The sequence below is a fragment of the Pseudothauera rhizosphaerae genome, assembly GCF_004801305.1.
In the GTDB taxonomy this organism is placed as follows: domain Bacteria; phylum Pseudomonadota; class Gammaproteobacteria; order Burkholderiales; family Rhodocyclaceae; genus Pseudothauera; species Pseudothauera rhizosphaerae.
This window is the reverse complement of the sequence record NZ_SSOD01000020.1, coordinates 20261-42166: the sequence shown is the minus strand read 5'-3', so window position 1 is coordinate 42166 and position 21906 is coordinate 20261. Positions and strand designations below refer to the sequence as shown.

The window sequence follows — 21906 nt, the reverse complement described above, 5'->3', positions numbered from 1 at the left end:
GTGCCTGAAACTCCGCGCGCACCATTAAAGAAAGCCTTCTTGGTCAGGACTATTGAAAAGAAAAAGCGGACTGACTGATATGGATGGTCCATCTTCCGTGATTTACCGTTGATCGTAGTCACCACTTCGCAGCACTCGCATGCCTGCATCTATGCGAAGGGAGCCGGGTGACTCCAAGAACGAGGCTGTAAAGAGCGACGACAGCCGCTCTGACCGGCAATCCAATAGCAACGGAGTCCAGTTCATGTCCACCATACCGTTCGGCATCATTGCGATGCTCATGGGTTCAGTCGCCGTCCAAGTAGCAGGGGTTTTTCTGATGCCTTTGAACAAGGGTTTCACTGCCCCCCTTCCCACGATCGGGACGATTCTGTGCTTCGGGACGGGCGTATTCCTGTTGAGCCGTTCGCTTCATTCCGGCGCCAACCTCAGCATCGCGTTGCCACTGGTCTCCGCCGCCATTCCGCTCTGCGCCATCTTTGTAGGTATCTTTGCATTCGGGGACCCGGCATCGTTCGCCAGGGTTGCCGTGCTGGTGGCTGCGTGTGTGGCGATAGCTGTGGCGTCGTATTTGTAGGCTTGGTCGGCATGGTTCTCTCTGGCCCTTGTGCGTCCTATCGGCCTGAGAGTGGACTGTCACCTCGTAGTGTGCCCCGCCGGGATGTTCGCCTCGGCGATGATCCAGTCCCGGAAGGCCAGCGCGGCCGGATGCTGGGCCACGGCCTCGCGCATCACCAGGCTGTAGGTGCTGGGCGAAGGCAGGGCGAGGTTGCAGGGGATCACCAGCTTGCCCGCTGCCACCAGGGCTTCCACCAGCGGGCGCGGGGCCAGCGCCACGCCGTGGCCGGCGAGGGCGGCCTCCAGGGCGAGCACGGTGTTGGAGAAGCGGGGGCCGCGCAGCGGAGCGGTCGGCGGCAGTCCGGCCCGTTCCAACCAGGCATGCCAGTCGCAGGATGAGGGCGCGCCCTTGCCGTCGTCGAACGTGTCGTCGTGGATCAGCGGCAGGCGGGCGAGCTCGGCCGGTGCCAGCGGCGTGGGCAGGCCGTCCACCAGGGCGGGGGCGCAGACCGGGACGTAGTCGGGGGTGAAGATCGGCACCGTGATATAGCCGGGATAGTGGCCGCGGCCGTAGAGGATGGCGACTTCCTGCCGGGCCGGGTGCAGGCGTGCGGACAGGCTTTGCGCGCCCTTGCGGCCGACCGTGTCGGAGGTGCTGGTCAGGCGCACCGGCAGATCCGGATGGGCGCGCACGAAGCGCGGCAGGCGCGGCAGCAGCCAGTGGCTGGCGAAGGACGGTGGCGCGGTGATCGCCAGCGGGCCATGGGTTGCCTGGCGTACGCCGGCGACGGCGGCGGCGAGCTGGTCGAGGGCGGCCCGCAGCTCGGGCAGCAGGGCGGCGCCCTGGGGCGTGAGGTCCAGCCCGCGTACCCGGCGATGGAACAGGGTGACGCCGAGCTGCGCTTCGAGCGCCTTGATGTGCTGGCTGACGGCGGCCGGCGTGATGCAGATCTCTTCGGCCGCCTGCTTGAAGCTGAGGTGGCGGGCGGCGGCTTCGAAGGTGGTCAGCAGCGTGAGGCTGGGAAGGCGCTGGGCCATGGGGAATATGGTTAAGTTTTTGTTACGCGTCGAATAATAATTCTTCGTTTGTCGCCCCGCCAGCGCATTTCTACACTGCCTCCCGCCTGTTACTGGCAGTGCCCTTCCGCCGCGATGTTCCCTCCCTCCCATCGCGGCGGGTTCTTCGAGCGATCGAAGCACGCGCCATCGCCCCGTGCGATGGCGCGTTTATTTTGCCCACTACGCACGAGCAGACCATGAGCGAATCCCGCATCCAGTGCGCCGCGCTGCGCAGCAAGATCATGTCGGCCGACGAGGCCGCGGCTCTCATTACGTCCGGCGTCAACGTCGGCATGAGCGGCTTCACCGGTTCCGGCTATCCGAAGGCGGTGCCTTCGGCCCTGGCGCGGCGCATCGTGGCGGCCAACACCGCCGGCGGGAAGTTCCGCATCGGCGTGTGGACCGGGGCCTCCACCGCCCCCGAACTGGACGGCGCCCTGGCCCAGGTGGACGGCATCGAGATGCGCCTGCCTTATCAGTCCGATCCCCATTGCCGCGAGCGCATCAACGCCGGCGAGATGGAGTACATCGACATCCACCTGTCCCACGTGGCGCAGTTCGTGTGGTTCGGCTTCCTCGGCAAGCTGGACGTGGCCGTGGTGGAAGTGGCCGGCATCCTGGAGGACGGCCGGCTCGTGCCCTCGTCCTCGGTGGGCAACAACAAGACCTGGCTGGAGCAGGCCGACAAGGTGATCCTGGAGGTCAATTCCTGGCAGAGCAGCCAGTTGGAGGGCATGCACGACATCTACTACGGCACCCAGTTGCCGCCCCACCGCCAGCCGATTCCGCTGCTGCGCCCCTCCGACCGCATCGGCGAGCCCTATCTGCGCTGCGACCCGGACAAGGTCGTGGCCGTGGTCGAAACCCACGCGCCGGACCGCAACTCGGCCTTCACCGCGCCGGATGCGACTTCGCGCCGCATCGCCGGCCACATCCTGGAGTTCCTGCAGCACGAGGTGAAGAAGGGGCGTCTGCCGCCCGATCTGCTGCCGCTGCAGTCGGGCGTGGGCAACATCGCCAACGCGGTGATGGCTGGCCTCAACGAAGGCCCCTTCGACAACCTGACCGCCTACACCGAAGTGCTGCAGGACGGCATGCTGGACATGCTCCGCTCGGGCAAGCTCGCCTGTGCCTCGGCGACCGCCTTTTCGCTGAGCAACGGGGCGCTGGCCGAACTCAACGCGGACCTGGAGCGCTACCGCGAACGCATCATCCTGCGCCCGCAGGAGATCAGCAACCATCCCGAGGTAATCCGCCGTCTGGGGGTGATCGCCATGAACGGCCTGATCGAGGCCGACATCTATGGCAACGTGAATTCGACCCACGTGATGGGCTCGAAGATCATGAACGGCATCGGCGGTTCTGGGGACTTCGCGCGCAACGCCTACCTGTCCATCTTCATGACGCCCTCCCAGGCCAAGGGCGGGGCGCTTTCATGCATCGTGCCCATGGTTACCCACGTGGACCACACCGAGCACGACGTGCAGGTGCTGGTCACCGAGCAGGGGCTGGCGGACCTGCGCGGCCTGTCGCCGCGCCAGCGTGCCCGGGTGGTGATCGAGAACTGCGCCCATCCGGATTTCCGCCCGGCGCTGCGGGACTACTTCCGCCGCGCCATGGAAGGCGCGCCCGGCAAGCACACGCCCCATCTGCTCGGCGAGGTGTTCGACTGGCACCTGCGCGCCCTGCGCGGCGAAGGCATGTGAGAGCACCGGGCGGCGGCCCGTGCCGCCGCCCGGTCTGCCGCCTCAGAGGAACTGCGTCGCGGTGTCGGCGTCCAGCCGCGGGCCGCGCGGGCGGTTGCCGGACGGGTCGCCGTAGCCGACGTTGATGACGAAGTTGGCCTGCCAGCGCCCGTCCGGGAAGAACTCGGCATTCAGCTTGCCGGCGTCGAAGCCGCTCATGGGGCCGACGTCCAGGCCGAGCAGGCGGGCGGCGACGATGAAGTAGGCGCCCTGCAGGCTGCTGTTGCGCAGCGCCGTGGCTTCCGTCAGCGCAGCATTCCCCTCGAACAGCGGCTTGGCATCGTAAGCGGGGAACTGGGTGGGCAGATGCTCGAAGAAGCGCGTGTCCTGCGCCACGATGACGGTGACCGGCGCCTTGCCGGTCTTGTCCACATTGCCCGGCGAGAGCGCGGGCAGCAGGCGGGCCCTGGCTTCCGGCGTGCGGATGAAGACGAAGCGGGCCGGCTGGGCGTTGAAGGCGGTCGGCCCCCATTTGACGATGTCGTACAGGCGGCGCAGCAACTCGTCGGGCACCGGCCGGTCGGTGAAGGCGTTGGCGGTACGGGCGGCGAGGAAGGCGCGCTGCAGGGTTTCCGTGTCGGCCGGGACGAAGCGGCGCAGGTATTCGCGCGCGGTGGTCGTGGGGCGCCGGCCGCCGAGGCGTTCAGCGTCCTGCGAAACGGCGGAGAACTCGCCCGCGCCGAGGGCGGCGTAGAAGCTGGTGAGGCCGCTCACCACGAAATCCGGAAAACCGAGGGCGCGGAACTGGTCCGTATAGGCCTGCAGGGGTACGTCCACGGCTTCCACCGGGCGGCCGGAGAGCCGGCTCAGGATCGCCGCCAGTTCCCGCGCGCTGTAGGCTTGGGAGCCGGAAATCTCGTAGATCGTGTCGGGTTCACCGGCGCCGGTCAGGGCGCCGACGGCCGCGGCGGCCGCGTCTTCGTGGGAGATGTAGGCCACCGGGGTGTCGACGCCGGGGAAGGGCAGGGTGCCGGTGGCGACGGCCTGGGCGAACAGGCCGTCGTTGTTGGAGAAGTAGGAGTTGTCCCGCAGGATGGTGTAGCCGAGGCCGGAGGCCTTCAGGTAGGCCTCCGTTTCCACATGGGCGCCGGACCATTCGAAGCGGCTGTCGTGGGAGGGATTGGTGGTGCTGGTGTAGACGACGTGGCGCACACCGGCGGCCTTTGCCGCGTCGATGGCGGTCCGGTGCTGGCGGATGCGCTGCTCGTTGGTGCCCATGCTGGAGATCAGCAGTACCGCCTCGGTGCCGGCGAAGGCGGCGCGCAGGCTGGCGGGGTCGTCGTAGTCCGCGGCGACCGTCTCGAAACCCTGGGCCTCCAGGCCGGTGAGCTTTTGCGGATCGCGTGCGGCGAGGCGGGTTTGGCCGGCCAGGCCGCGGGCGGCCAGTTCGGCGGCCACGGCGTGGCCGAGCTTGCCGCTGGCGGCGGTGATGGTGATGTGCGTCATGGGACTTCCTCCGGGGTTTGAACGAGGGTGAGGCGGATCAGGCCGGGTTGCCCGCCCCTTCCAGCAGGGCCAGGTCGTCGGCGGAAAGGGTGAGGCGGGTGGCGCGGATCAGGCTGTCGAGCTGTTCGAGGGAGGTGGCGCTGGCGATGGGCGCGGTCACGCCCTGTCGGGCGATCAGCCAGGCCAGGGCCACTTCCGCAGGCCGGGCATCATGGCTGTGCGCCACGCCGTCGAGGGCATCCAGGATGCGCAGCCCGCGCTCGTCCAGGTATTTGGCGATGCCCGCGCCGCGCACGCTCTTCCCCAGATCGGCCGTGCTGCGGTACTTGCCGCTCAGGAAGCCGGAGGCGAGGCTGTAGTAGGTGATCACTCCCAGCCCTTCGGCGATGGCGAGGTCGCGCAGCGGGCCTTCGTAGCCGGCGCGGTCGTAGAGGTTGTATTCGGGCTGGATGACGCCGTAGCGCGGCAGATTGCTGCGGTCGGCGGCGTCCAGTGCTGCACGCAGTTGCGCGGCGTCGTGGTTGGAGGCGCCGATGGCGCGCACCTTGCCCTGGCGGATCAGGTCCTCGTAGGCGCGCAGGGTTTCCTCCACCGGCGTGGCCGGGTCCGGGTAGTGGCTCAGGTACAGGTCGATGTGGTCGGTCTGCAGGCGGCGCAGGGACGCTTCCACGCTCTCGGCGACGTACTTCGCCTGCAACCCGCCGGTGACGGGGCCGATGGCCGCGCCCACCTTGGTGATGAGCACGACCTTGTCGCGGCGCGAAGGCGCGGCCTTGAGCCACTGGCCGATGATGGTTTCGGATTCGCCGCCCCGGTTGCCCGCCACCCAGGCCGAGTACACGTCGGCAGTGTCGATGGCGTTGAGGCCGGCGTCCACGAAGCGGTCCAGCAGCGTGAAGGCAGTGGGCTGGTCCACGGTCCAGCCGAAGACGTTGCCGCCGAACACCAGCGGGGCGATGCTCAGGCCGGAGCGGCCCAGGGGGCGCAACGGAAGGGGCGTGGTTTGGCTCATGCGAGATCCTTTCCGCCGGGACGGCGGGGCGTTTACGTCAAACGCAGAAATGGATATAAGTATTTCGTTGAATCCAGCTCTCAAAAAGAGAGTTGATCCATTGTAGGGCCAGGATGGCGCCCATGGAAGGCGGCACCTGCTCCATACCTGGTTACTTTTCAGGAACTCGAATGGGCGATATCGATACCGTCGTGGCACGCATCCAGCAGGGCAACGGCAGGCCCGCGGAGGGCGTATGCCCGATCCGCGACGTGCTGGACCAACTCGGCGACAAGTGGAGCATGCTGCTGATCTTTTTGCTGGCGGCGGGGGCGCAGCGCTTCGGTGAACTGCGCCGCAAGCTGCCGGACATCTCCCAGCGCATGCTGACCCAGACCCTGCGCGACCTGACCCGCAACGGCCTGGTGACGCGCACCGTGCACCCCACCCGCCCGCCCAGCGTGGAATACGCGCTGACGCCCCAGGGCTTCACGCTGCTCGACGCCCTGGGGCCGCTGCTGCGCTGGGCGGAAGACCACCACGACTACGTCCGCAGCTCGCGCAGGCGCTTCGACGCGGAGGCTTGAACCGGGCGGAAAGGCCAGGAAGGGGGACGGTTGCTCAGTCGGGAATCGCCGCCCCGTCCGGCACCACCACCGCGAACAAATCTCCCAGGGCCGCCAGGGCGGCGGACTGCAGGGCCGCGGCACTGATCACCCCGTCGTCCGGTGCGGGCAGGGGGCGGGTGGCCGTGGCAGCCGCGGGGACCGTCACGCCGTAACCCAGGTTGAAGGCACCGCGGGCGGTGGAGTTGATGCACATGTGGGTCATGAAACCCGCCACCACCAGGTTCTGCACCCCCGTGGCCTTGAGGCGGGCGTCCAGGTCGGTGCCGACGAAGGAATTGGGGTAGTGCTTGACCACCACCGGCTCTCCGGCCGCCGGCGCCACCTCGTCGGCGATGGCGCCGATCCCGGCACGCACGTCGTAAGGGGTGCCGGGGCCCGCGTCGTGCTGGACGTGGATGACCGGAATCTTCAGCGCCCGCGCACGGGCCAGCAGCCGGGCACATTCGTCCAGGGCCGGCTCCACGCCGGTGAGCTGCATGATGCCGCTTCGATAGGTGTTCTGGGCATCTACGATGACCAGGACCGATTCGGACAGGCGGGCCGGGCCGGCAGGCCGGCCCGAAATTTGGCGCAGGGTGATGGATGCGGTGCTCATGGATGGTTTCCTCCCGGTGTCAGGACGTGACGCCATGAGGCTATAGCCCGGCCGTTCCTGCGTAAATGGACATTCCTGCCCTACACTCGTGCAGATTTGCAGACTTGGGGGAGCTCGTGAACTGGGACGATCTGCGCTTTCTCGTCGCCCTCGGCCGGGAAGCATCCCTGTCCGCCGCCGCACGCCGGCTCGGGGTGGACCAGACCACCGTTGCCCGCCGCCTGCGGGCACTGGACGAGAGCCTGGGCACCCCCCTCTTCGAGCGCAGGGATGGCCGGTGGCGCCCAACCCCCGTCGGCGTCCAGGTGCTGGAGCGGGCCGGCCGGATCGAGGAGGACGTGGCCGGGATAACGCGCCTGGCCGAAGCCGGTGCCGCCACGGTAGGCGGCGTGGTGCGGATCACCGCCGTGAGCGCCATCGCCGGCGAATGGCTGGTGCCCCGGCTGCCGGACCTCTACGCTCGTTACCCGGAACTGTGCGTGGATCTCGTCGCCAGCAACGACAACCTCAACGTGGCCCGCCGGGAGGCCGACATCGCCATCCGCCTGGCCCGTCCCGCCAGCGGCGATTTTCTCATCCGCAAGCTGGCGGACGTGGGCTTCGCCCTCTACGGTGCTGCGCGGGGCGATCTGCAGGCGCGGGCCGGCGACTGGGTGGCGTACAACGAGGATCTGGCCCACACGCCGGAGATGCGCCATCTGCAGTCCATGCTCGGCACCGGCCGTATCCGCCTGCGCTCCAACAGCGCCCATGGCCTGGCCAGAGCCGTGGCCGACGGCACGGGCCAGGGCCTGCTGCCCTGCTTTCTGGCCGATCCCGATCCCGGCCTGGCCCGTTTGTCCGGCCCCGACCCGGTCCTGAGCCGCGAACTGTGGATGCTCATCCACCCGGACGCCCGTTCCCAGGCCCGAGTCGCCGCCGCAGCGGACTGGCTGGCGGAGCGCTTCGGCCGGGAGGCCGGCCGTTTCGCGGGAAAGGCCGGGGCATGAGGCCGGCGCCGGCCGGATGAACCAGGCGCCGGTTTCCGTACGCTGCGGCCGGTTTCAGAACAGGTTGAACTGCTGCTGCGCGGCGCGTGCCGGGCGCGGCGGCGCCTCCTGCGCGCGCAGCAGTTCCGGTGCGATGTCGTCCAGGAAGGGCGAGGGCGGCAGGGTGCGGCGCTGGCCGCGCCAGGCGCGTTCGCGGGTGCGGGTGAGGAAGAGCCGGTCCTTGGCGCGGGTCAGGGCGACGTAGAACAGGCGGCGTTCCTCGGCCGCATCGGCGGTGGAGGTTTCCGCGTCCGCCGCGCCCCAGGAAAAGGGCATCAGCCCGTCCTCGACGCCGACCACGAACACCACCGCGAACTCCAGCCCCTTGGCGGCGTGCAGGGTGAGCAGGGACACGCGGTCGGCGCGGGCGTCCCAGAAATCGGCCTCGGTGGACAGGGCGACCCGCTCGCGCAACCGGGTTTCGTCCGCATCGGCGGCCAGCGCGGCGAGCCAGCGGAAGGCCTCGGCCAGGGTGGCCTGGCCGGCGGCGTCCTGTTCCGGGCGCAGCCGTTCGGCCGCGGCCGTGATGCGGTCGGGCAGGGGGGCGGCCTGCTGTTCGATGCCCTGCTGCGCCAGGGCGTCGAGCAGGGCTTCCACCATGGCGTGGCCGGCGATGGGTGCGGGCGAGCTTTTCTTGTACGGGATGCCCGCCCGGTCCAGGGTTTCGCGCAGCGGGTTGGCCTGGGCGTCGGTGCGGTAGAGCACGGCGAAATCGGCGAAGCCGAGCGGGCGCTCTTCCCGTCCTCCCGCGCCCTTGCGGTGGGCGGCGAGCATGTCGTGGCCGCCGAGCAGGCTCTCCATCGTGGCGGCGACGAAATCCGCTTCCGCGCGCTCGTCGAGGGCGGCGTACAGGGTGAGCGGTTCGCCCATCGGCCGGATGGGGTCGTCCGGCGTGCCGCTGCCGATGACCTGGGCTGCGGCGCCGACGATGCTGCCGGTGGAGCGGTAGTTGCGCCCCAGGCGCAGCGTGCGGGCGCCCGGGAAATCCTCGCCGAAACGGGCGAACAGGGTGGCGTCGGCGCCGCGGAAGGCGTAGATCGCCTGATTGGGGTCGCCGATGGCGCAGACGCTGGCGGCGGACGGCGCGAGCAGTTGCAGCAGGCGGTACTGGCGCGCATCCACGTCCTGGAATTCATCCACGCAGAGGTGGCGGAAGCGTCGGCGCCAGCGTGCCGCGACGGCGGGATCGTTTTCCAGGATGTCCACCGGCAGGCCCACCAGATCGTCGAAATCCACCCAGTGGCCGGCCTGGCCGAGGCGGCGGCAGGCGGCCAGCGCGGCGGCGCTTTCCTCGTCGGCGGGCGGCGTGCCGGTGCGCTTGAGCAGCGAGACGGCCTTCAGCAGGCGGGTGGCCTTGGCCTGGCCGACATCGAGTTCGGCGGCGAGGGCGGCAGCGCGTTCGCGCTCGTCGGCGATGCGGAAATCCGCCGGCAGGCCGGCTGCCGCCCCCTCCGCGTGCAGGAAGGCCAGCCCGAGGGAATGGAAGGTGTGGATCGCGCATTCCCCCGCGTCCGCCGGCAGCAGCGCGGCGAGCCGTTCGCGCACCTCCCCGGCGGCGCGGCGGCTGAAGGTGATCGCCAGGCAGGACTCGGCCGCTTCGCCGCGTTCCAGGATCAGGTGGGCGAGGCGGTGGGTGAGCATGCGCGTCTTGCCGGAGCCGGGGCCGGCGGCGACGATCAGCGGGCCGTCCACCGCCGCGGCCGCTGCGGCCTGATCGGCGTCGAGCGCGGCGAGGATGCCGGCGCGGCCGGAAGGCAGGGGCGCTGCCGGCTGCGGGGCGGCCGTTTCCGGCAGCGTCTCGTCGACCTTGGGCGCCGCTGTTCTTGCGGTCCGCCGGCGCTGCGGCAGGGGCATGTCGAAGAGCAGGTCGCCGCGGGTCAGGCGGTCCAGTTCGCCATCCTCGAACAGGCGGATCACGCCGTATTCGCCGTCGTACCCGGCCTGGCGGATCACGCGGCCGGCGCGCAGCCGCTCGACCGCCTCGCCGAGCAGCGGGTGCGCGCGGCGGACGTCGTCGATGGGCGTCTCGCACAGGATGGTGAAATCCGGCCCGAGCGCGGCCGACACGCGGTCGTAGGCCTGGGCCACGCCCTGGGAGGCGACGCCGCTGCCGAGGATTTCGGCCAGCATCTCGGGCAGCGGCACCAGGCTGGTCACCGTGCCGGCGGTGGGCGGTGGCACCGCAACGTCACGGTCGGCCAGCGCCTCGACGCGGTGCGCGACGCCCACGGTCACCGGCTTGCCGCATACCGGGCAGAGGCCGCCGCGGGCGATGGTCTCCACCGGGTCCAGCCGCACGCCGCAGGCGCGGTGGCCGTCCATGTGGTACTTGCCTTCCTCGGGGAAGAATTCCACCGTGCCCACGTAGCCGTCGCCGCTTTCCAGCGCGCGGCGCATGGCGTAATAGTCCGGCGCGCAGGAAAAGCGCGTCGCCTCGCGGCCGAGCTTGGCCGGCGAATGGGCGTCGGAGTTGGAGACCAGCCGGTAGCCGTCCAGGGAGGACACCCGCCAGTTCATCTCCGGGTCGGACGACAGCCCGGTCTCCACCGCGAAGATGTGCCCGGCGAGGTCGCCGTAGCATTCCTGGATCGAATCGAAGCCGGACTGGGAGCCGAGGGCGGCGAACCATGGCGTCCAGATGTGCGCCGGCACGAGGCAGGCGTGCGGCCCGGATTCCAGCACCGTTTCCAGCAGGTCGCGGGAATCCAGGCCGAGGATGGGCCGGCCGTCGGAAGCGATGTTGCCGATCCGCCCCAGGCTGGCCGCCAGGCGGTCGGCGGTGGCGAAGTCGGGAGCGTAGACCACGTGGTGGATCTTGCGCGTGCGCTCGCCCTTCTTGTAGATCGTGGAAATCTCGGTGGAGAGCATGAAGCGCACCGGCGCCCGGCAACTCGGCGGCAGGGTCCGCCACACCTCGGCCTCGATCTCCGGCCGCAGGGCGAACAGGCCGCTGCCGTCGGGCACCAGCTTGTCCTTCATCTCCGCCAGCCAGGCCGGGTGCACGCAGTCGCCGGTGGCCACCACCGCGATGCCCTTGCGCGCCGCCCACCAGGCCAGATGCTCCAGGTCCAGGTCGCGGCTGGTGGCGCGGGAATGCTTGGAGTGCACGTGCAGGTCGGCGTGGAACGCCATGGCGGATCGGGCCTCGCTTCAAACAATGCCGGAATTATAGGGAGCCTGCCGGGCGCAGATGGGGGAAATGATCCATCCGCGCCAGCACCGGAAAGAGCCTGATCCACGCCCCGGCGACCGCGAGCGTGGCCGCACCGCCGAACACCACCGCGGGCACCAGCCCGAGCAGGCGCGCGGCGACGCCGGACTCGAAATCGCCGAGCTGGTTGGAGGCGCCGATGAACACCGCATTGACCGCGCTGACCCGCCCGCGGATCGCATCCGGCGTCTCGTGCTGGACCAGGATCTGGCGCACGTAGACGCTGACCATGTCGCCCGCGCCGCTCAACGCCAGCGCCGCGACCGACAGGGGCAGGCTCGCCGACAGGCCGAACAGCGCCATCGAGGCGCCGAACACCGCCACTCCGCCGAACATCCAGCGCCCCACGTGGCGATGGACCGGCCGCCACACCAGCGCCACGGCGGCCAGTGCCGCGCCCGCCGCGGGTGCGGCGCGCAGCAGGCCCAGGCCGGCGGCGTCCACCTGCAGCACGTCCCGCGCCATGGCCGGCAGCAGGGCGACCGCGCCGCCGAACAATACCGCGAACAGATCGAGCGACACCGCCCCCAGCACCAGCGGGCGGGAGAACACGAAGCGCAGGCCCTCGAACACCGCTCCGGCACCGCGGGAGCCTTCCTGCGTCTCGAAGTGGTGCACGCCGCTGCGCACGCGGCTCATCAGCAGCACCGCGCAGGCGAAGAGCGTGGTCGAGGCGACGTAGACCGCATGCGGACCGCCCAGATACACCACGCCGCCCAGCAGCGGGCCGACGATCACCGCCACGTGGAAGGACGAGGAATGCAGCGCCACCGCCTGGGCGAAGCGCGGCGCGGACACCAGGTTGATCAGCACCGCCTGGCTGGCCGGCATCATGAAGGCCCGCGCGCAGCCGAGCAGCACCAGCACCGCGTAGATCAGGCCGACCGCACGCAGGTCCGCCAGCGTGATGCCCAGCAGCGCGGCCGAGGCCAGCCCCTGCAGCGCGAAGCAGAAGGCGATGATGCGGCTGCGTTCCTTGCGATCGGCGACCTGGCCGGCGGGCAGGATCAGCACCACGAAGGGCAGGAACTGGGCCAGCCCGACCAGCCCCAGGGCGAGCAGGTCGCCGGTCAGTTCATAGACCTGCATGCCGACCGCGACGCTGACCATCTCTGCGGCCAGCGTGACCAGGAGCTTCGCGCTCAGGAAGAGCGTGAAATCCCGTTCCCGGAGCACCTCCAGCCGTCCCGGCACGCTCAATCCAGGCTCCCCGGCAGGTGCAGCCGACGTGGGCTCATCCGTAGTCCTTCAGCAATCGACATGAACCGGCGATTGTGCCGGATTGCGAGACCCTAGCGCCACAGCCCGCCCGGCCACCAGCGCGGACGGGGCGGCACGGCTGCACCATGGGGGCCGGAGAGGGCGGTGCCGGGCCAGGCCGCGGGGGCGGCCTGCAGGGCCATTTCGCGCAGGCGGCCGATGCGCTCCCCGGTGGCGGGGTGGGTGCGCAGCCAGGACGGTTCCGGGTTGCCCCAGCCGGGCATCAGCCAGGCGCGCCAGGAGCGGCTCACCCGCTCGATATGGACGAGGGCGCGGGCGAGCGATTCCGGGTCGCCGGTGAGTTCCGCCGCGGCCCGGTCGGCGTCGAACTCGCGCACGCGGGACAGGCCCAGTTGGGCGAGCAGGGCGAGTTGGGGCGAGAAGGCGAGCAGCAGCAGGGCTGGCCAGTTCACCGCCGCCTCGCCCAGCAGCAGCGCCGGCAGCGACAGCAGCAGGCCGATCTGCCCGCTCAGGGCGAGGAGGGCGGTCATGCGGCTGACGAAGTCCGCCAGCCCCATCACGCGCAGGTCGCCGTGGGCGATGTGGGCGGTTTCGTGGGCCAGCACGCCGAACACCTCGCGCGCGTCCAGGGTGCGCAGCAGGCCGTCGGTGACGGCGATGGCGGAGGATTGCCGGCGGCCGACCGCGAAGGCATTGACCAGCGGGCTGGGCACGTAGTGGGGAACGGGCACGGCGGGCAGGCCGGCACGGTCGGCCAGCGTGGCGAGCATGCGCCACAGCTCGGGGGCCTCGTGCCGGCCCAAGGGGCGGGCGCCGTACAGGGCGAGCGTCATGCGCGAGGCGGCGGCCGGTTCGAGGATCAGCGCGAGCAGGCCGGAACCGAGGGCGCCCCACAGCCCGGCGCGGCCGAACAGCAGGTAGCCCGCCAGCCCGGACAGGGCCAGCAGCACGCCGACCAGCAGCACGGTCTGCATTAGGTTCGCCACGGCGTGGCGGTTGGCGATGGTGCCGTTCATCGCGCGTCCCGGCGGGCGCCGGTCAGGCCCGGCGGCGGGCTTCGCCGGCTGGCGCGGCGGCTTCGGCGGCGGCGTTGCCGAGGGTGAAGCAGAAGCGCGCGCCCTTGCCCGGTTCGCCGTGGGCCCAGATCCGGCCCCCGTGGCGCTGCACGATGCGGGCCACGGTGGCCAGCCCGATGCCGGTGCCCTGGAAGTCGCGTTCGTGGTGCAGGCGCTGGAAGGCGCCGAAGAGCTTGTCGGCGTAGCGCATGTCGAAGCCGGCGCCGTTGTCCTCGATGCAGAACACGTCCTCGCCGCCGTCGCCGGCGTTGCGGGTGAAGCGGATCGCGGCGTCGTCGCGCCGGGCGGTGAATTTCCACGCGTTGCCGACCAGGTTCTCCAGCGCGATGCGCAGCAGGCTGGGGTCGGCATGGGTGTGCAGGCCGGGTTCGATCTCCACGCTCACCTTGCGCTGCGGCTCGTCGCGTTGCAGGTCGGCGGCGATTTCGGCGACCAGGCTGGACAGGTTCACCGGCTGGCAGGCGATGCTCTGCCGCGACACGCGCGCCAGGTCGAGCAGATCGTCGATCAACATGCCCATGCGCTGCACCGCGGCGCGCATGCGCTGGAAGAGCTGGCGCGCTTCGTCGTCGAAGGCCGCGTCGTAGTCGGTGGCGAGGATCGCGCTGTAGCCGTCGATGGCGCGCAGCGGCGCGCGCAGGTCGTGGGACACGGAGTAGCTGAAGGCTTCCAGCTCCTTCATCGCCGCGCTCAACTGGGCGGTGCGTTCGGCGACGCGGGACTCGAGTTCGCGGTTGAGATCGCGCATGCCCGCTTCGGCGCGCTTGCGTTCGGTGATGTCGCCGATGGAGCCGACCATGCGGTAGGCGATGCCGTTCCCGTCGCGCTGGGCGATCCCGCGCGCGAGCACCCAGCGGAACTCCCCGCTGCGGTCGAGGAGGCGGTATTCGCACTCGAAATGGGGCGTCTGCCCCTTGAGGTGGGCGATCAGCGCGGTCTGGAAATGGGCGCGGTCCTGCACGTGGATCAGCTTCAGCCATTCGTCGCTGGTGGTGCGCAGGTGATCGCCTTCCGCGCCGAGGATGCTCAGCAGGCGGCTGGAGAGGAACAGGGAACGGCTTTGGGGATTCCAGTCCCACAACCCTTCGTTGGTGCCGCGCATGGCCAGCGCGTAGCGGGTTTCGCCTTCCTGCAGCATGCTCTCGGCCTCGTGCTGGGCCGAGACGTCCTCGACGATGCCCACGCCGCCCGTCACCCGGCCGTCGGCGTCGAACACCGGCGTGGCGCGCAGCGTGACGCGGAGCTGGCGCCCCGAGAGGGTGGCCGCGTACTCGCCTTCGTAGCGCGCGGGCCTGCCGGCCAGCGCGGCGCGCAGGGGTTCCAGGATGCGCTGGTCGCGCAGCGTGGTCATGTCCAGGCGATGGAGCGCCCGCCGCGGCACGTGCAGGATTTCGGCGAAGCGGCGGTTGAGTTCGGTGATGCGCAACTCGCGGTCGTAGTGGAAGATGCCCACCGGCAGGTTCTCGACCAGCGTCTGGTAGCGCGAGGATTCCGTTTCCAGGCGCCGCAGGGTGTCGGTTTCCGGTTCGGCCGCGGGGGCTGCGCCGGAACCCGCGAAGCGGCACGGACCGGCGACGATGCAGGCCATCAGCGGGGCGAGGAGGACGAAACCCCACAGCCAGACGTAATGGGCCGATTGCTGCAGGCCCGTGGCCGCGGCCAGCGGGCCCGCAAGGATGCTCCATCCTATTGCCGTGACGACATAGCACAGCAGGCCGCGGAGGAAGGGCGCGAGGCTGCGCCCTTCATGCTGGCCGCGGGTGGAGGCGGAGTCATCCATGGTCGATGGATAGTACGATGGTCGTAGCAGTGCGTTGTTCGGGGAATCCGCAGCCGGGTATACCCCTCGGCGCCCCGGCCCGCAAGCTGCAGTGCAGCGCGATCGCCCGGCTCGGGTACACTGTCGGCTTGCATTGCAGGGCGATTCGATGACGGACGAGGATTTCATGCGTGCCGCACTGGAACAGGCCAGGCTCGCGGGCAGTTGCGGCGAGGTGCCGGTGGGGGCGGTGGTGGTGCTGGACGGCGAGATCGTCGGGCGCGGCTTCAACCAGCCCATCCGCAGCAAGGACCCCACCGCCCACGCCGAAGTGATGGCGCTGCGCGACGCCGGCGAGCGCCTGGCCAACTATCGCCTGCCGGGCTGCGACCTCTACGTCACGCTTGAGCCGTGCGCCATGTGTTCCGGCGCGATCATGCACGCGCGCGTGCGCCGGGTGGTGTTCGGCGCGCGCGACCCCAAGACCGGCGTGGCCGGCAGCGTGATCGACCTGTTCCAGGAAAAGCGCCTCAACCATCACGCCATCGTGGAAGGCGGCGTGCTGGCCGACGAATGCGGCGCGCTGCTGTCCGGCTTCTTCGCCGCGCGCCGCGGGCGCACGCTGACCGCCTGAGGACGGCCGCCGTGCGCATCGAAGTGAGCCTCGCCCGCCAGGAACTGGCGCTGTTCGGCGAGGACGGCGCCTGCATCCGCCGCTATCCCGTGTCCACCGCGGCCAACGGCCCGGGCGAACTGCAGGACAGCGGGTGCACGCCGCGCGGCCGCCACGTGGTGCGCGCCCGCCTCGGCGCCGGTGCACCCGTCGGCACGGTGTTCCGCGGCCGCCGTCCGACCGGCGAATGCTGGACCCCCGAACTGGCCGCCGTCCAGCCGCAACGGGACTGGATTCTGTCGCGCATCCTGTGGCTGTCCGGCTGCGAGCCCGGGTGCAACCGCCTCGGCGGCGTGGACAGCATGCGGCGCTACATCTACATCCACGGCACCGGCGACGACCAGCCCATGGGCGTGCCGCGCTCCCACGGCTGCATCCGCATGCGCAACCGGGACGTGATCGAACTGTTCGACCTGGTGCCCGCGGGCACCGCGGTGGACATCGGAGACTGAGCGATGGCCGTCCAAGGGATTGCCGAGACGCTGCGCATCCTGGACTGGCCCCGGGCCGAGGCACTGGTCATGCCGCTGCGCACCGCGGTGTTCGTGGTCGAACAGGGCGTGCCGCCGGAGCTCGAACTGGATGAATTCGACCCGCTGAGCCGCCATGCGGTGGCGCAGGACGCCGCCGGCGCGGTGATCGCCACCGGGCGTCTGCTGCCGGACGGGCACATCGGCCGCATGGCCGTCGCGGCGCACGCACGCGGCTGCGGCACCGGCGGGCGGGTACTGGAGGCGCTGGTGGCCGAGGCGCGCTCGCGCGGGCTGCGCGAGGTGGTGCTCCACGCCCAGGTGCAGGCGCTGGAGTTCTACCGCCGCCACGGCTTCGCGCCGGAAGGCGAGGTGTTCATGGAAGCGGGCATCGCGCACCGCTGCATGCGGCGGCGCTGGTAGGGTTCGTGCGTTTCAGGCGGCCTGCCCGCTCCCGTCGATCGCGAAGCCGTGGGTGGCTTCGCCCGCCAGGTCACCGTCTTCCGTCCACGTCCATTCGCGCAGCCGCACCTGCCCGTCGCGGCGCACCGTGAGCATGGTCGAACAGCGCGTGCCGTAGCCCGGGGCGCGGATGAAGGCGGGGGACAGCCAGCGCTCCCATTCCGCGCCCACACCGGTGTGCGGCAGATCCGCTTCGGCCGCCGGGGTGCCGTCCCGCAGCAGGGCGAGGATGGCCTCTTCGTCCAGTTCTTCATCCGGCTGCGAGCCCAGCGCCGTGGCCAGGCGTTCGCGCGCCTGGCGCACCTTGGGCCAGGGCGTGTCGAGCAGGTGGTTGGAAAGGCCGTAGATGCCCGGCGCCAGCATGTGGATGCGGCCGGTGACGCTCTCGAAGGCCCCCAGGCGCTCGCCGTCACCGACCAGCAGGTTGAAGGCGGCGTAGCTGTCGGCATGGCGGGCGATGCCCGCCAGCGTGGGCTCGGCGGCCTCCGGTGCGGTGAGGCAGTCGCGCACCAGCAGGCCGCGGGAGGGCACCCCGTCGCGGCGCAGGCTGGGGTCGCGGTAGTTGGTCAGGGCGGCGAAACGGCCGTCGCGGCTCACGCCCATCCAGGTGCCGCCACCTTCCAGATCGCGCCCGGCGAGCAGGTCGGGCAGGTCCGGCCACCAGTGCGCCGCCGCGGCGGGCCGGGCGAAGAACTCGTCCCGGTTGGCCGCGACCACCAGCGGGTAGTCGGGATGGGCCTGCCAGGCCAGCGCGATCAGGCACATGCTGCCGGATCAGCCCAGGGCGTAGGGCAGGTCGAGGAAGGTGAGCCGCGGGCCGTCCGTTGCGCCGACGTGCACCTCGCCGCCCTCGTGGCTGCTCACCTGCAGCACCGCCAGGGCCTCGTAGCCGCCGCCGGGGGCGGGCGCCACATTGACGAGCTGGCCGGCGGACTGCTCGCCGAAGTCCGGCGCGTAGAGATCGGTGGCCGGTGCGGGGGCGGCGCCGGCTTCGATGTGCACGCGGAAGGTGCGCTTCTTGAGCTTGCCCAGGTACTGGGTGCGGGCGACGATTTCCTGGCCGGGGTAGCAGCCCTTGTGGAAGCTCACCCCGCCGATCAGTTCGAAGTTGAGCATCTGGGCGACGAAGGCTTCCTGCGTGGCGGCGGTGACGAGCGGCAGGCCGGCGCGGATCATCGCCAGCGTCCACGCGTCGGTGCCGGCCGCCGCCGCGCCGGCCTCGCGCAGCGCGGCGAAGCGCGCCGGGGCGTCGGCCAGCGGGGCGGCGACGACGTAGCTGTCCTGGGTGATGCGGACCACCCGCCCGTCGCCGGCCGCGGCGTGGCGCATGGGCTCCTGGGGCCGGGGCAGGCCCGCGGCGGCGAGCACGTCGGCGGCCTTGGGGCCGCTCACGCCGATCAGGGCGAATTCCCCACTGGCGTCGGTGAGCTTCACCTTGCTGCGCAGGATGTACATGGACAGCTTCTTCAGGATGCCCGGCAGGATGTCGGCCGACAGGGCGATCAGGTGGCCGTCCGCCTCGCGCCACATGAGCAGGCTGGCCAGCATGCGGCCCTTGGGCGTGTTGAAGCTGTTCAGCGTGGCGGCGTCCTCGGCCAGCTTGTTGACCTCGTTGGACAGCAGGTTGTGCAGGAAGGGGGCGGACTCCTCCCCGCGGCTGCGGATCAGGCCGAGGTGGGTGAGCGGCACCGCGACGGTGGCGCCTTCATCCGGCGCGCCGGGAAAGCGGACTTGGCCGGCGTCGAGGGTGGCGCCGGCCTGGGCAAGGTATTCGGTCCAGGTCGTGTTCATGGGTCGGGGGCAGGTTTGGCGTTGTAGGAGGGTCGGGCGTGCGGCAGGCAAGGTGAAGTATTATAGTGCGCCCCCGGCGGGGGCCTGGGTCTATCCGCTGCACGGGCCGTGCAGCCAACATCCGTTCCTATGAGATTCCTGTTCCGTCTCGTCCTGATCATCGCCGTGCTCGCCGGACTCGCGGCGGCTGCCGCCTGGTGGGTGGGCACGCGCCCGCTCGCGCTGTCCGCGCCGGTCATCGACTTCACCGTGCAGCGCGGCCACAACATGCGCCAGGCCGCCAACACCATCGCCGCGGCCGGCGTCGCGGTGGAGCCGCGCGTGCTGTACTGGGTCGCCCGCCTGAGCGGCAAGGCCCGCCTGCTCAAGGCCGGCAGCTACGAGGTGCATGAGGGGCTGACGCTGTGGCAACTGGTCCTCAAGCTCTCCAGCGGCGACGTGTCCCAGGCCGACCTGACCCTGGTGGAAGGCTGGAATTTCCATCAGGTGAGGGCGGCGATCGAATCCCATCCCTACCTGACGCAGGACGCGGCCGGGCTGACGGACGCCGAACTCCTGCAGCGCGTCGGCGCCGCCGAGGCGCACCCGGAAGGGCTGTTCTTCCCCGACACCTACGTCTTCGACAAGCACTCGGGCGCGCTGGCCCTGTACCGCCGCGCCTACCAGTCCATGCAGGAGCGCCTGCGGCGCGCCTGGGACGAGCGCCAGCCGGGGCTGCCGCTGGCCTCGCCCTACGAGGCGCTGATCCTGGCCTCCATCGTGGAGAAGGAAACCGGCCGCCCCGAGGACCGCGGGCTGGTCGCTTCGGTGTTCATCAACCGGCTGCGCATCGGCATGCGCCTGCAGACCGACCCGGCCGTGATCTACGGCTACGGCCCGCAATTCGAAGGCCGCCTGCGCCGGCACCACCTGGACACGGACCACCCCTGGAACACCTACACCCGCGCCGGCCTGCCCCCCACGCCCATCGCCATGCCGGGCATGGAATCGCTGCGTGCCACGCTGCAGCCCACCGCTTCCCAGTATTTCTACTTCGTCTCCCGGGGCGACGGCAGCAGCGAGTTTTCGCGCAACCTCGCCGATCACAACCGGGCGGTCAATCGCTTTCAGCGCGGAGGTAACGGCAGTTGAACGGTACGGCAACCCGGGCGCGCTTCATCACGTTCGAAGGCATAGACGGCGCGGGCAAGAGCAGCCAGATCGCCAACCTGGTCGAGCTGCTGCGCGGGCGCGGCCTCGACGTGGACCAGACCCGCGAGCCGGGCGGCACGCCCCTGGGCGAACGCCTGCGCGAGCTGCTGCTGCACGAGCCCATGCACCTGGAGACCGAGGCCCTGCTGATGTTCGCCGCGCGCCGGGAACATCTCGCCGCGCGCATCCTGCCGGCGCTGGCTGCGGGGCGCTGGGTGGTGTGCGACCGCTTCACCGACGCCACCTACGCCTACCAAGTGGGCGGACGCGGACTGGACGAGGCGCGCTTCGAGGCCCTCGAACGCTGGGTGCATCCGGACTTCCAGCCCGATCTCACGCTGGTCTTCGACCTGCCGCCGGAGATCGCCGCCGCGCGCGTGGCCGCCACCGGCACGGCCCCCGACCGCTTCGAGCGCGAACAGCGCGACTTCTTCGGGCGCGTGCGCGCCGCCTACCTGCTGCGCGCCCGGCGCGACCCGGCGCGGGTGCGGGTGATCGCCGCCGACCGGGCGCCGGAGACCATCCGCGCCGAGCTGGAAGCCATCGTCGCCGAGCGCTTCTTCCCATGATCCAGCCCTGGCTCGTGCCCGTCTGGCAGCGCCTGCTCGACCTGGGCGAGCGCTTGCCCCACGCGCTGCTCTTCGTCGGCCCGCCGGGCCTGGGCAAGCGCGACCTGGCCGAGGCACTCGCCGCCCGCCTGCTGTGCGATGCGCCGGGCGCCGACGGCCATGCCTGCGGCCATTGTCCGGCCTGCCAGTGGCGCCTGTCGGGCAACCACCCGGACCTGCTGCGCATCGTGCCGGAGGCGGAAGCCGCCGCCGAAGCGGAAGAGGGTGAAGGAGCCGAGGCGGGCACCGGCAAGGCGAAATCCTCGCAGATACTCATCGAGCAGATCCGCGCACTGCAGGAAGCCCTCAGCGTCACCGGCCACCACGGCAGCCGGCGCGTGGTGGTGCTGGACCCGGCCGAGGCGATGAACGTGTTCACCGCCAACGCACTCCTCAAGCTGCTGGAAGAACCGCCGGCGGGTTGCATCTTCCTGCTCGTGTCCTCGGCGCCGCGGCGTCTGCTGCCCACCATCCGCAGCCGCTGCCAGCAGTGGTCCTTCTCGCGCCCGTCCGCGGAGGCGCTGGGCGCCTGGCTGGCTGCACGCGACGCCAATGCGGGCGCGCTGCTCGCGCTCACCGGCGGCCTGCCGCTGGCAGCCGAACGGCTGGCGGAGCAGGGCGCGGGCAGCCTGTTCGCCCGCTTCGTACGCGACGTGGCCAGCCTGCCGGGCGAAGACCCGCTGCGCCTGGCCGGACAGTGGGAAAGCTGGCTCAAGTCCAAGGAAGCCCTCGCCGCCGGCTTCAACATGCCGGCCCTGGTGGACTGGATGCAGCGTTGGGTGGCCGATCTCGTTGCGCTGCGACTGGGGGGCCGGGTGCGCTTCTTCCCGGCGCAGGAAAGCACGCTGGCCGCGCTGGCCGCGCGCACCAGCATTGCCGCGGTAAACAACTGTTACAATGAATTCATCCAGATTCGCCGGGTCGCCCAGCATCCGCTCAATGCCCGGTTGATGCTGGAAGACATGCTGATGCGCTACGCGCGCGCTCTAACCGGACCCAGATCATGAGTGAGCAGGCCAGGCCCCAGGTGGCACGCCCCAGCGTGCTGTCGCTGAACATCAACTCCAAGTCGGCGCTCTACGCCGCCTATATGCCTTTCCTCACCAACGGCGGCATCTTCGTGCCCACCCCCAAGGGCCAGAACCTGGGCGACGAGGTGTTCATGCTGCTGCAACTGATGGACGACCCGACCAAGCACCCAGTGGCCGGCACGGTGGTGTGGGTCACACCCCACGGCGCGCAGGGGGGCAAGACCCAGGGCGTGGGCGTGCATTTCAGCGACGACGAATCCGGCAAGGCGGTCAAGCACAAGATCGAGCAGATCCTCGCCGGCCATCTGGGCTCCAACCGCCCCACCCACACCCTCTGAACGCCGGCCGGCGCGCCGGCCCCT

Annotated in this window: 21 protein-coding genes; 11 read left to right on the top strand and 10 right to left on the bottom strand. The window is 70.6% G+C overall.

Annotated features, from left to right (window positions below; genetic code table 11):
• The first annotated feature begins 244 nt into the window (after positions 1-244).
• Complete coding sequence (locus tag E6O51_RS19155; protein ID WP_168735340.1) at positions 245-577, top strand: DMT family transporter; 333 nt, start codon at positions 245-247, stop codon at positions 575-577.
• A gap of 59 nt (positions 578-636) precedes the next feature.
• Here E6O51_RS19155 and E6O51_RS19150 read toward each other — a convergent pair whose 3' ends face one another.
• Positions 637-1596: a LysR substrate-binding domain-containing protein gene (locus E6O51_RS19150; RefSeq protein ID WP_136386627.1), complete on the bottom strand. Its 960-nt coding sequence runs from the start codon at positions 1594-1596 to the stop codon at positions 637-639.
• A gap of 218 nt (positions 1597-1814) precedes the next feature.
• On the opposite strand from E6O51_RS19150, the gene E6O51_RS19145 reads away from it, so the two are divergent.
• Positions 1815-3323, top strand: coding sequence for an acetyl-CoA hydrolase/transferase family protein (locus tag E6O51_RS19145; RefSeq protein WP_136386626.1), 1509 nt, complete (start codon positions 1815-1817; stop codon positions 3321-3323).
• A 42-nt stretch (positions 3324-3365) separates the two neighbouring features.
• Here the strand turns inward: E6O51_RS19145 and E6O51_RS19140 are convergent, their stop codons facing one another.
• Both E6O51_RS19140 and E6O51_RS19135 read right to left on the bottom strand, forming a co-directional pair.
• Positions 3366-4808: a malonic semialdehyde reductase gene (locus E6O51_RS19140; RefSeq protein ID WP_136386625.1), complete on the bottom strand. Its 1443-nt coding sequence runs from the start codon at positions 4806-4808 to the stop codon at positions 3366-3368.
• A 37-nt stretch (positions 4809-4845) separates the two neighbouring features.
• On the bottom strand, positions 4846-5820 hold the full coding sequence (locus tag E6O51_RS19135; protein WP_136386624.1) for an aldo/keto reductase: 975 nt from the start codon (positions 5818-5820) through the stop codon (positions 4846-4848).
• A gap of 170 nt (positions 5821-5990) precedes the next feature.
• Between E6O51_RS19135 and E6O51_RS19130 the strand changes: the two genes are divergently transcribed.
• Positions 5991-6386: a winged helix-turn-helix transcriptional regulator gene (locus tag E6O51_RS19130; protein WP_136386623.1), complete on the top strand. Its 396-nt coding sequence runs from the start codon at positions 5991-5993 to the stop codon at positions 6384-6386.
• Positions 6387-6420: 34 nt separating this feature from the next.
• Here the strand turns inward: E6O51_RS19130 and E6O51_RS19125 are convergent, their stop codons facing one another.
• On the bottom strand, positions 6421-7023 hold the full coding sequence (locus E6O51_RS19125; RefSeq protein WP_136386622.1) for a cysteine hydrolase family protein: 603 nt from the start codon (positions 7021-7023) through the stop codon (positions 6421-6423).
• Positions 7024-7139: 116 nt separating this feature from the next.
• Between E6O51_RS19125 and E6O51_RS19120 the strand changes: the two genes are divergently transcribed.
• On the top strand, positions 7140-8012 hold the full coding sequence (locus E6O51_RS19120) for a LysR family transcriptional regulator (protein WP_136386621.1): 873 nt from the start codon (positions 7140-7142) through the stop codon (positions 8010-8012).
• A 54-nt stretch (positions 8013-8066) separates the two neighbouring features.
• On the opposite strand, the gene E6O51_RS19115 is transcribed toward E6O51_RS19120, so the two are convergent.
• From E6O51_RS19115 to E6O51_RS19100, 4 genes are all read right to left on the bottom strand, one after another.
• Positions 8067-11183: a UvrD-helicase domain-containing protein gene (locus E6O51_RS19115; protein ID WP_136386620.1), complete on the bottom strand. Its 3117-nt coding sequence runs from the start codon at positions 11181-11183 to the stop codon at positions 8067-8069.
• 34 nt (positions 11184-11217) lie between these two features.
• A complete protein-coding gene (locus E6O51_RS19110; protein ID WP_230976857.1) occupies positions 11218-12456 on the bottom strand; it encodes an MFS transporter in 1239 nt (412 codons plus the stop codon).
• A 98-nt stretch (positions 12457-12554) separates the two neighbouring features.
• Positions 12555-13499: a zinc metalloprotease HtpX gene (locus tag E6O51_RS19105; RefSeq protein ID WP_136386618.1), complete on the bottom strand. Its 945-nt coding sequence runs from the start codon at positions 13497-13499 to the stop codon at positions 12555-12557.
• Positions 13500-13521: 22 nt separating this feature from the next.
• Positions 13522-15339 carry a sensor histidine kinase gene (locus E6O51_RS19100; RefSeq protein WP_168735338.1) on the bottom strand — a complete coding sequence of 606 codons (1818 nt, stop codon included), beginning with the start codon at positions 15337-15339 and terminating at the stop codon, positions 13522-13524.
• A 148-nt stretch (positions 15340-15487) separates the two neighbouring features.
• Here E6O51_RS19100 and tadA point away from each other — a divergent pair, with 148 nt between their 5' ends.
• The 3 genes from tadA to E6O51_RS19085 are packed head-to-tail and all read left to right on the top strand — an operon-like array spanning position 15488 to position 16884.
• On the top strand, positions 15488-15952 hold the full coding sequence (gene tadA / locus E6O51_RS19095) for a tRNA adenosine(34) deaminase TadA (RefSeq protein ID WP_136386616.1): 465 nt from the start codon (positions 15488-15490) through the stop codon (positions 15950-15952).
• Positions 15953-15963: 11 nt separating this feature from the next.
• Positions 15964-16443 carry a L,D-transpeptidase gene (locus E6O51_RS19090; protein WP_136386615.1) on the top strand — a complete coding sequence of 160 codons (480 nt, stop codon included), beginning with the start codon at positions 15964-15966 and terminating at the stop codon, positions 16441-16443.
• A gap of 3 nt (positions 16444-16446) precedes the next feature.
• The gene (locus tag E6O51_RS19085; protein ID WP_136386614.1) at positions 16447-16884 is read left to right on the top strand and encodes a GNAT family N-acetyltransferase; all 438 of its coding nucleotides are present in this window, start codon (positions 16447-16449) and stop codon (positions 16882-16884) included.
• A 12-nt stretch (positions 16885-16896) separates the two neighbouring features.
• On the opposite strand, the gene E6O51_RS19080 is transcribed toward E6O51_RS19085, so the two are convergent.
• Together E6O51_RS19080 and ygfZ are read right to left on the bottom strand one after the other, a co-directional pair.
• Positions 16897-17688, bottom strand: coding sequence for an NRDE family protein (locus E6O51_RS19080; RefSeq protein WP_136386613.1), 792 nt, complete (start codon positions 17686-17688; stop codon positions 16897-16899).
• A 9-nt stretch (positions 17689-17697) separates the two neighbouring features.
• Positions 17698-18714 carry a CAF17-like 4Fe-4S cluster assembly/insertion protein YgfZ gene (ygfZ, locus tag E6O51_RS19075; protein WP_136386612.1) on the bottom strand — a complete coding sequence of 339 codons (1017 nt, stop codon included), beginning with the start codon at positions 18712-18714 and terminating at the stop codon, positions 17698-17700.
• A gap of 129 nt (positions 18715-18843) precedes the next feature.
• Between ygfZ and mltG the strand changes: the two genes are divergently transcribed.
• The 4 genes from mltG to E6O51_RS19055 are packed head-to-tail and all read left to right on the top strand — an operon-like array spanning position 18844 to position 21882.
• On the top strand, positions 18844-19845 hold the full coding sequence (mltG, locus tag E6O51_RS19070) for an endolytic transglycosylase MltG (RefSeq protein ID WP_136386611.1): 1002 nt from the start codon (positions 18844-18846) through the stop codon (positions 19843-19845).
• Positions 19842-20474: a dTMP kinase gene (gene tmk / locus E6O51_RS19065; RefSeq protein ID WP_136386610.1), complete on the top strand. Its 633-nt coding sequence runs from the start codon at positions 19842-19844 to the stop codon at positions 20472-20474. The genes mltG and tmk overlap by 4 nt, the downstream gene beginning before the upstream one ends.
• Positions 20471-21520, top strand: coding sequence for a DNA polymerase III subunit delta' (holB, locus tag E6O51_RS19060; protein WP_136386609.1), 1050 nt, complete (start codon positions 20471-20473; stop codon positions 21518-21520). The genes tmk and holB overlap by 4 nt, the downstream gene beginning before the upstream one ends.
• Positions 21517-21882, top strand: coding sequence for a PilZ domain-containing protein (locus E6O51_RS19055; protein WP_136386608.1), 366 nt, complete (start codon positions 21517-21519; stop codon positions 21880-21882). Before holB ends, E6O51_RS19055 begins: the two co-directional genes overlap by 4 nt.
• The last annotated feature ends 24 nt before the right edge of the window (positions 21883-21906 follow it).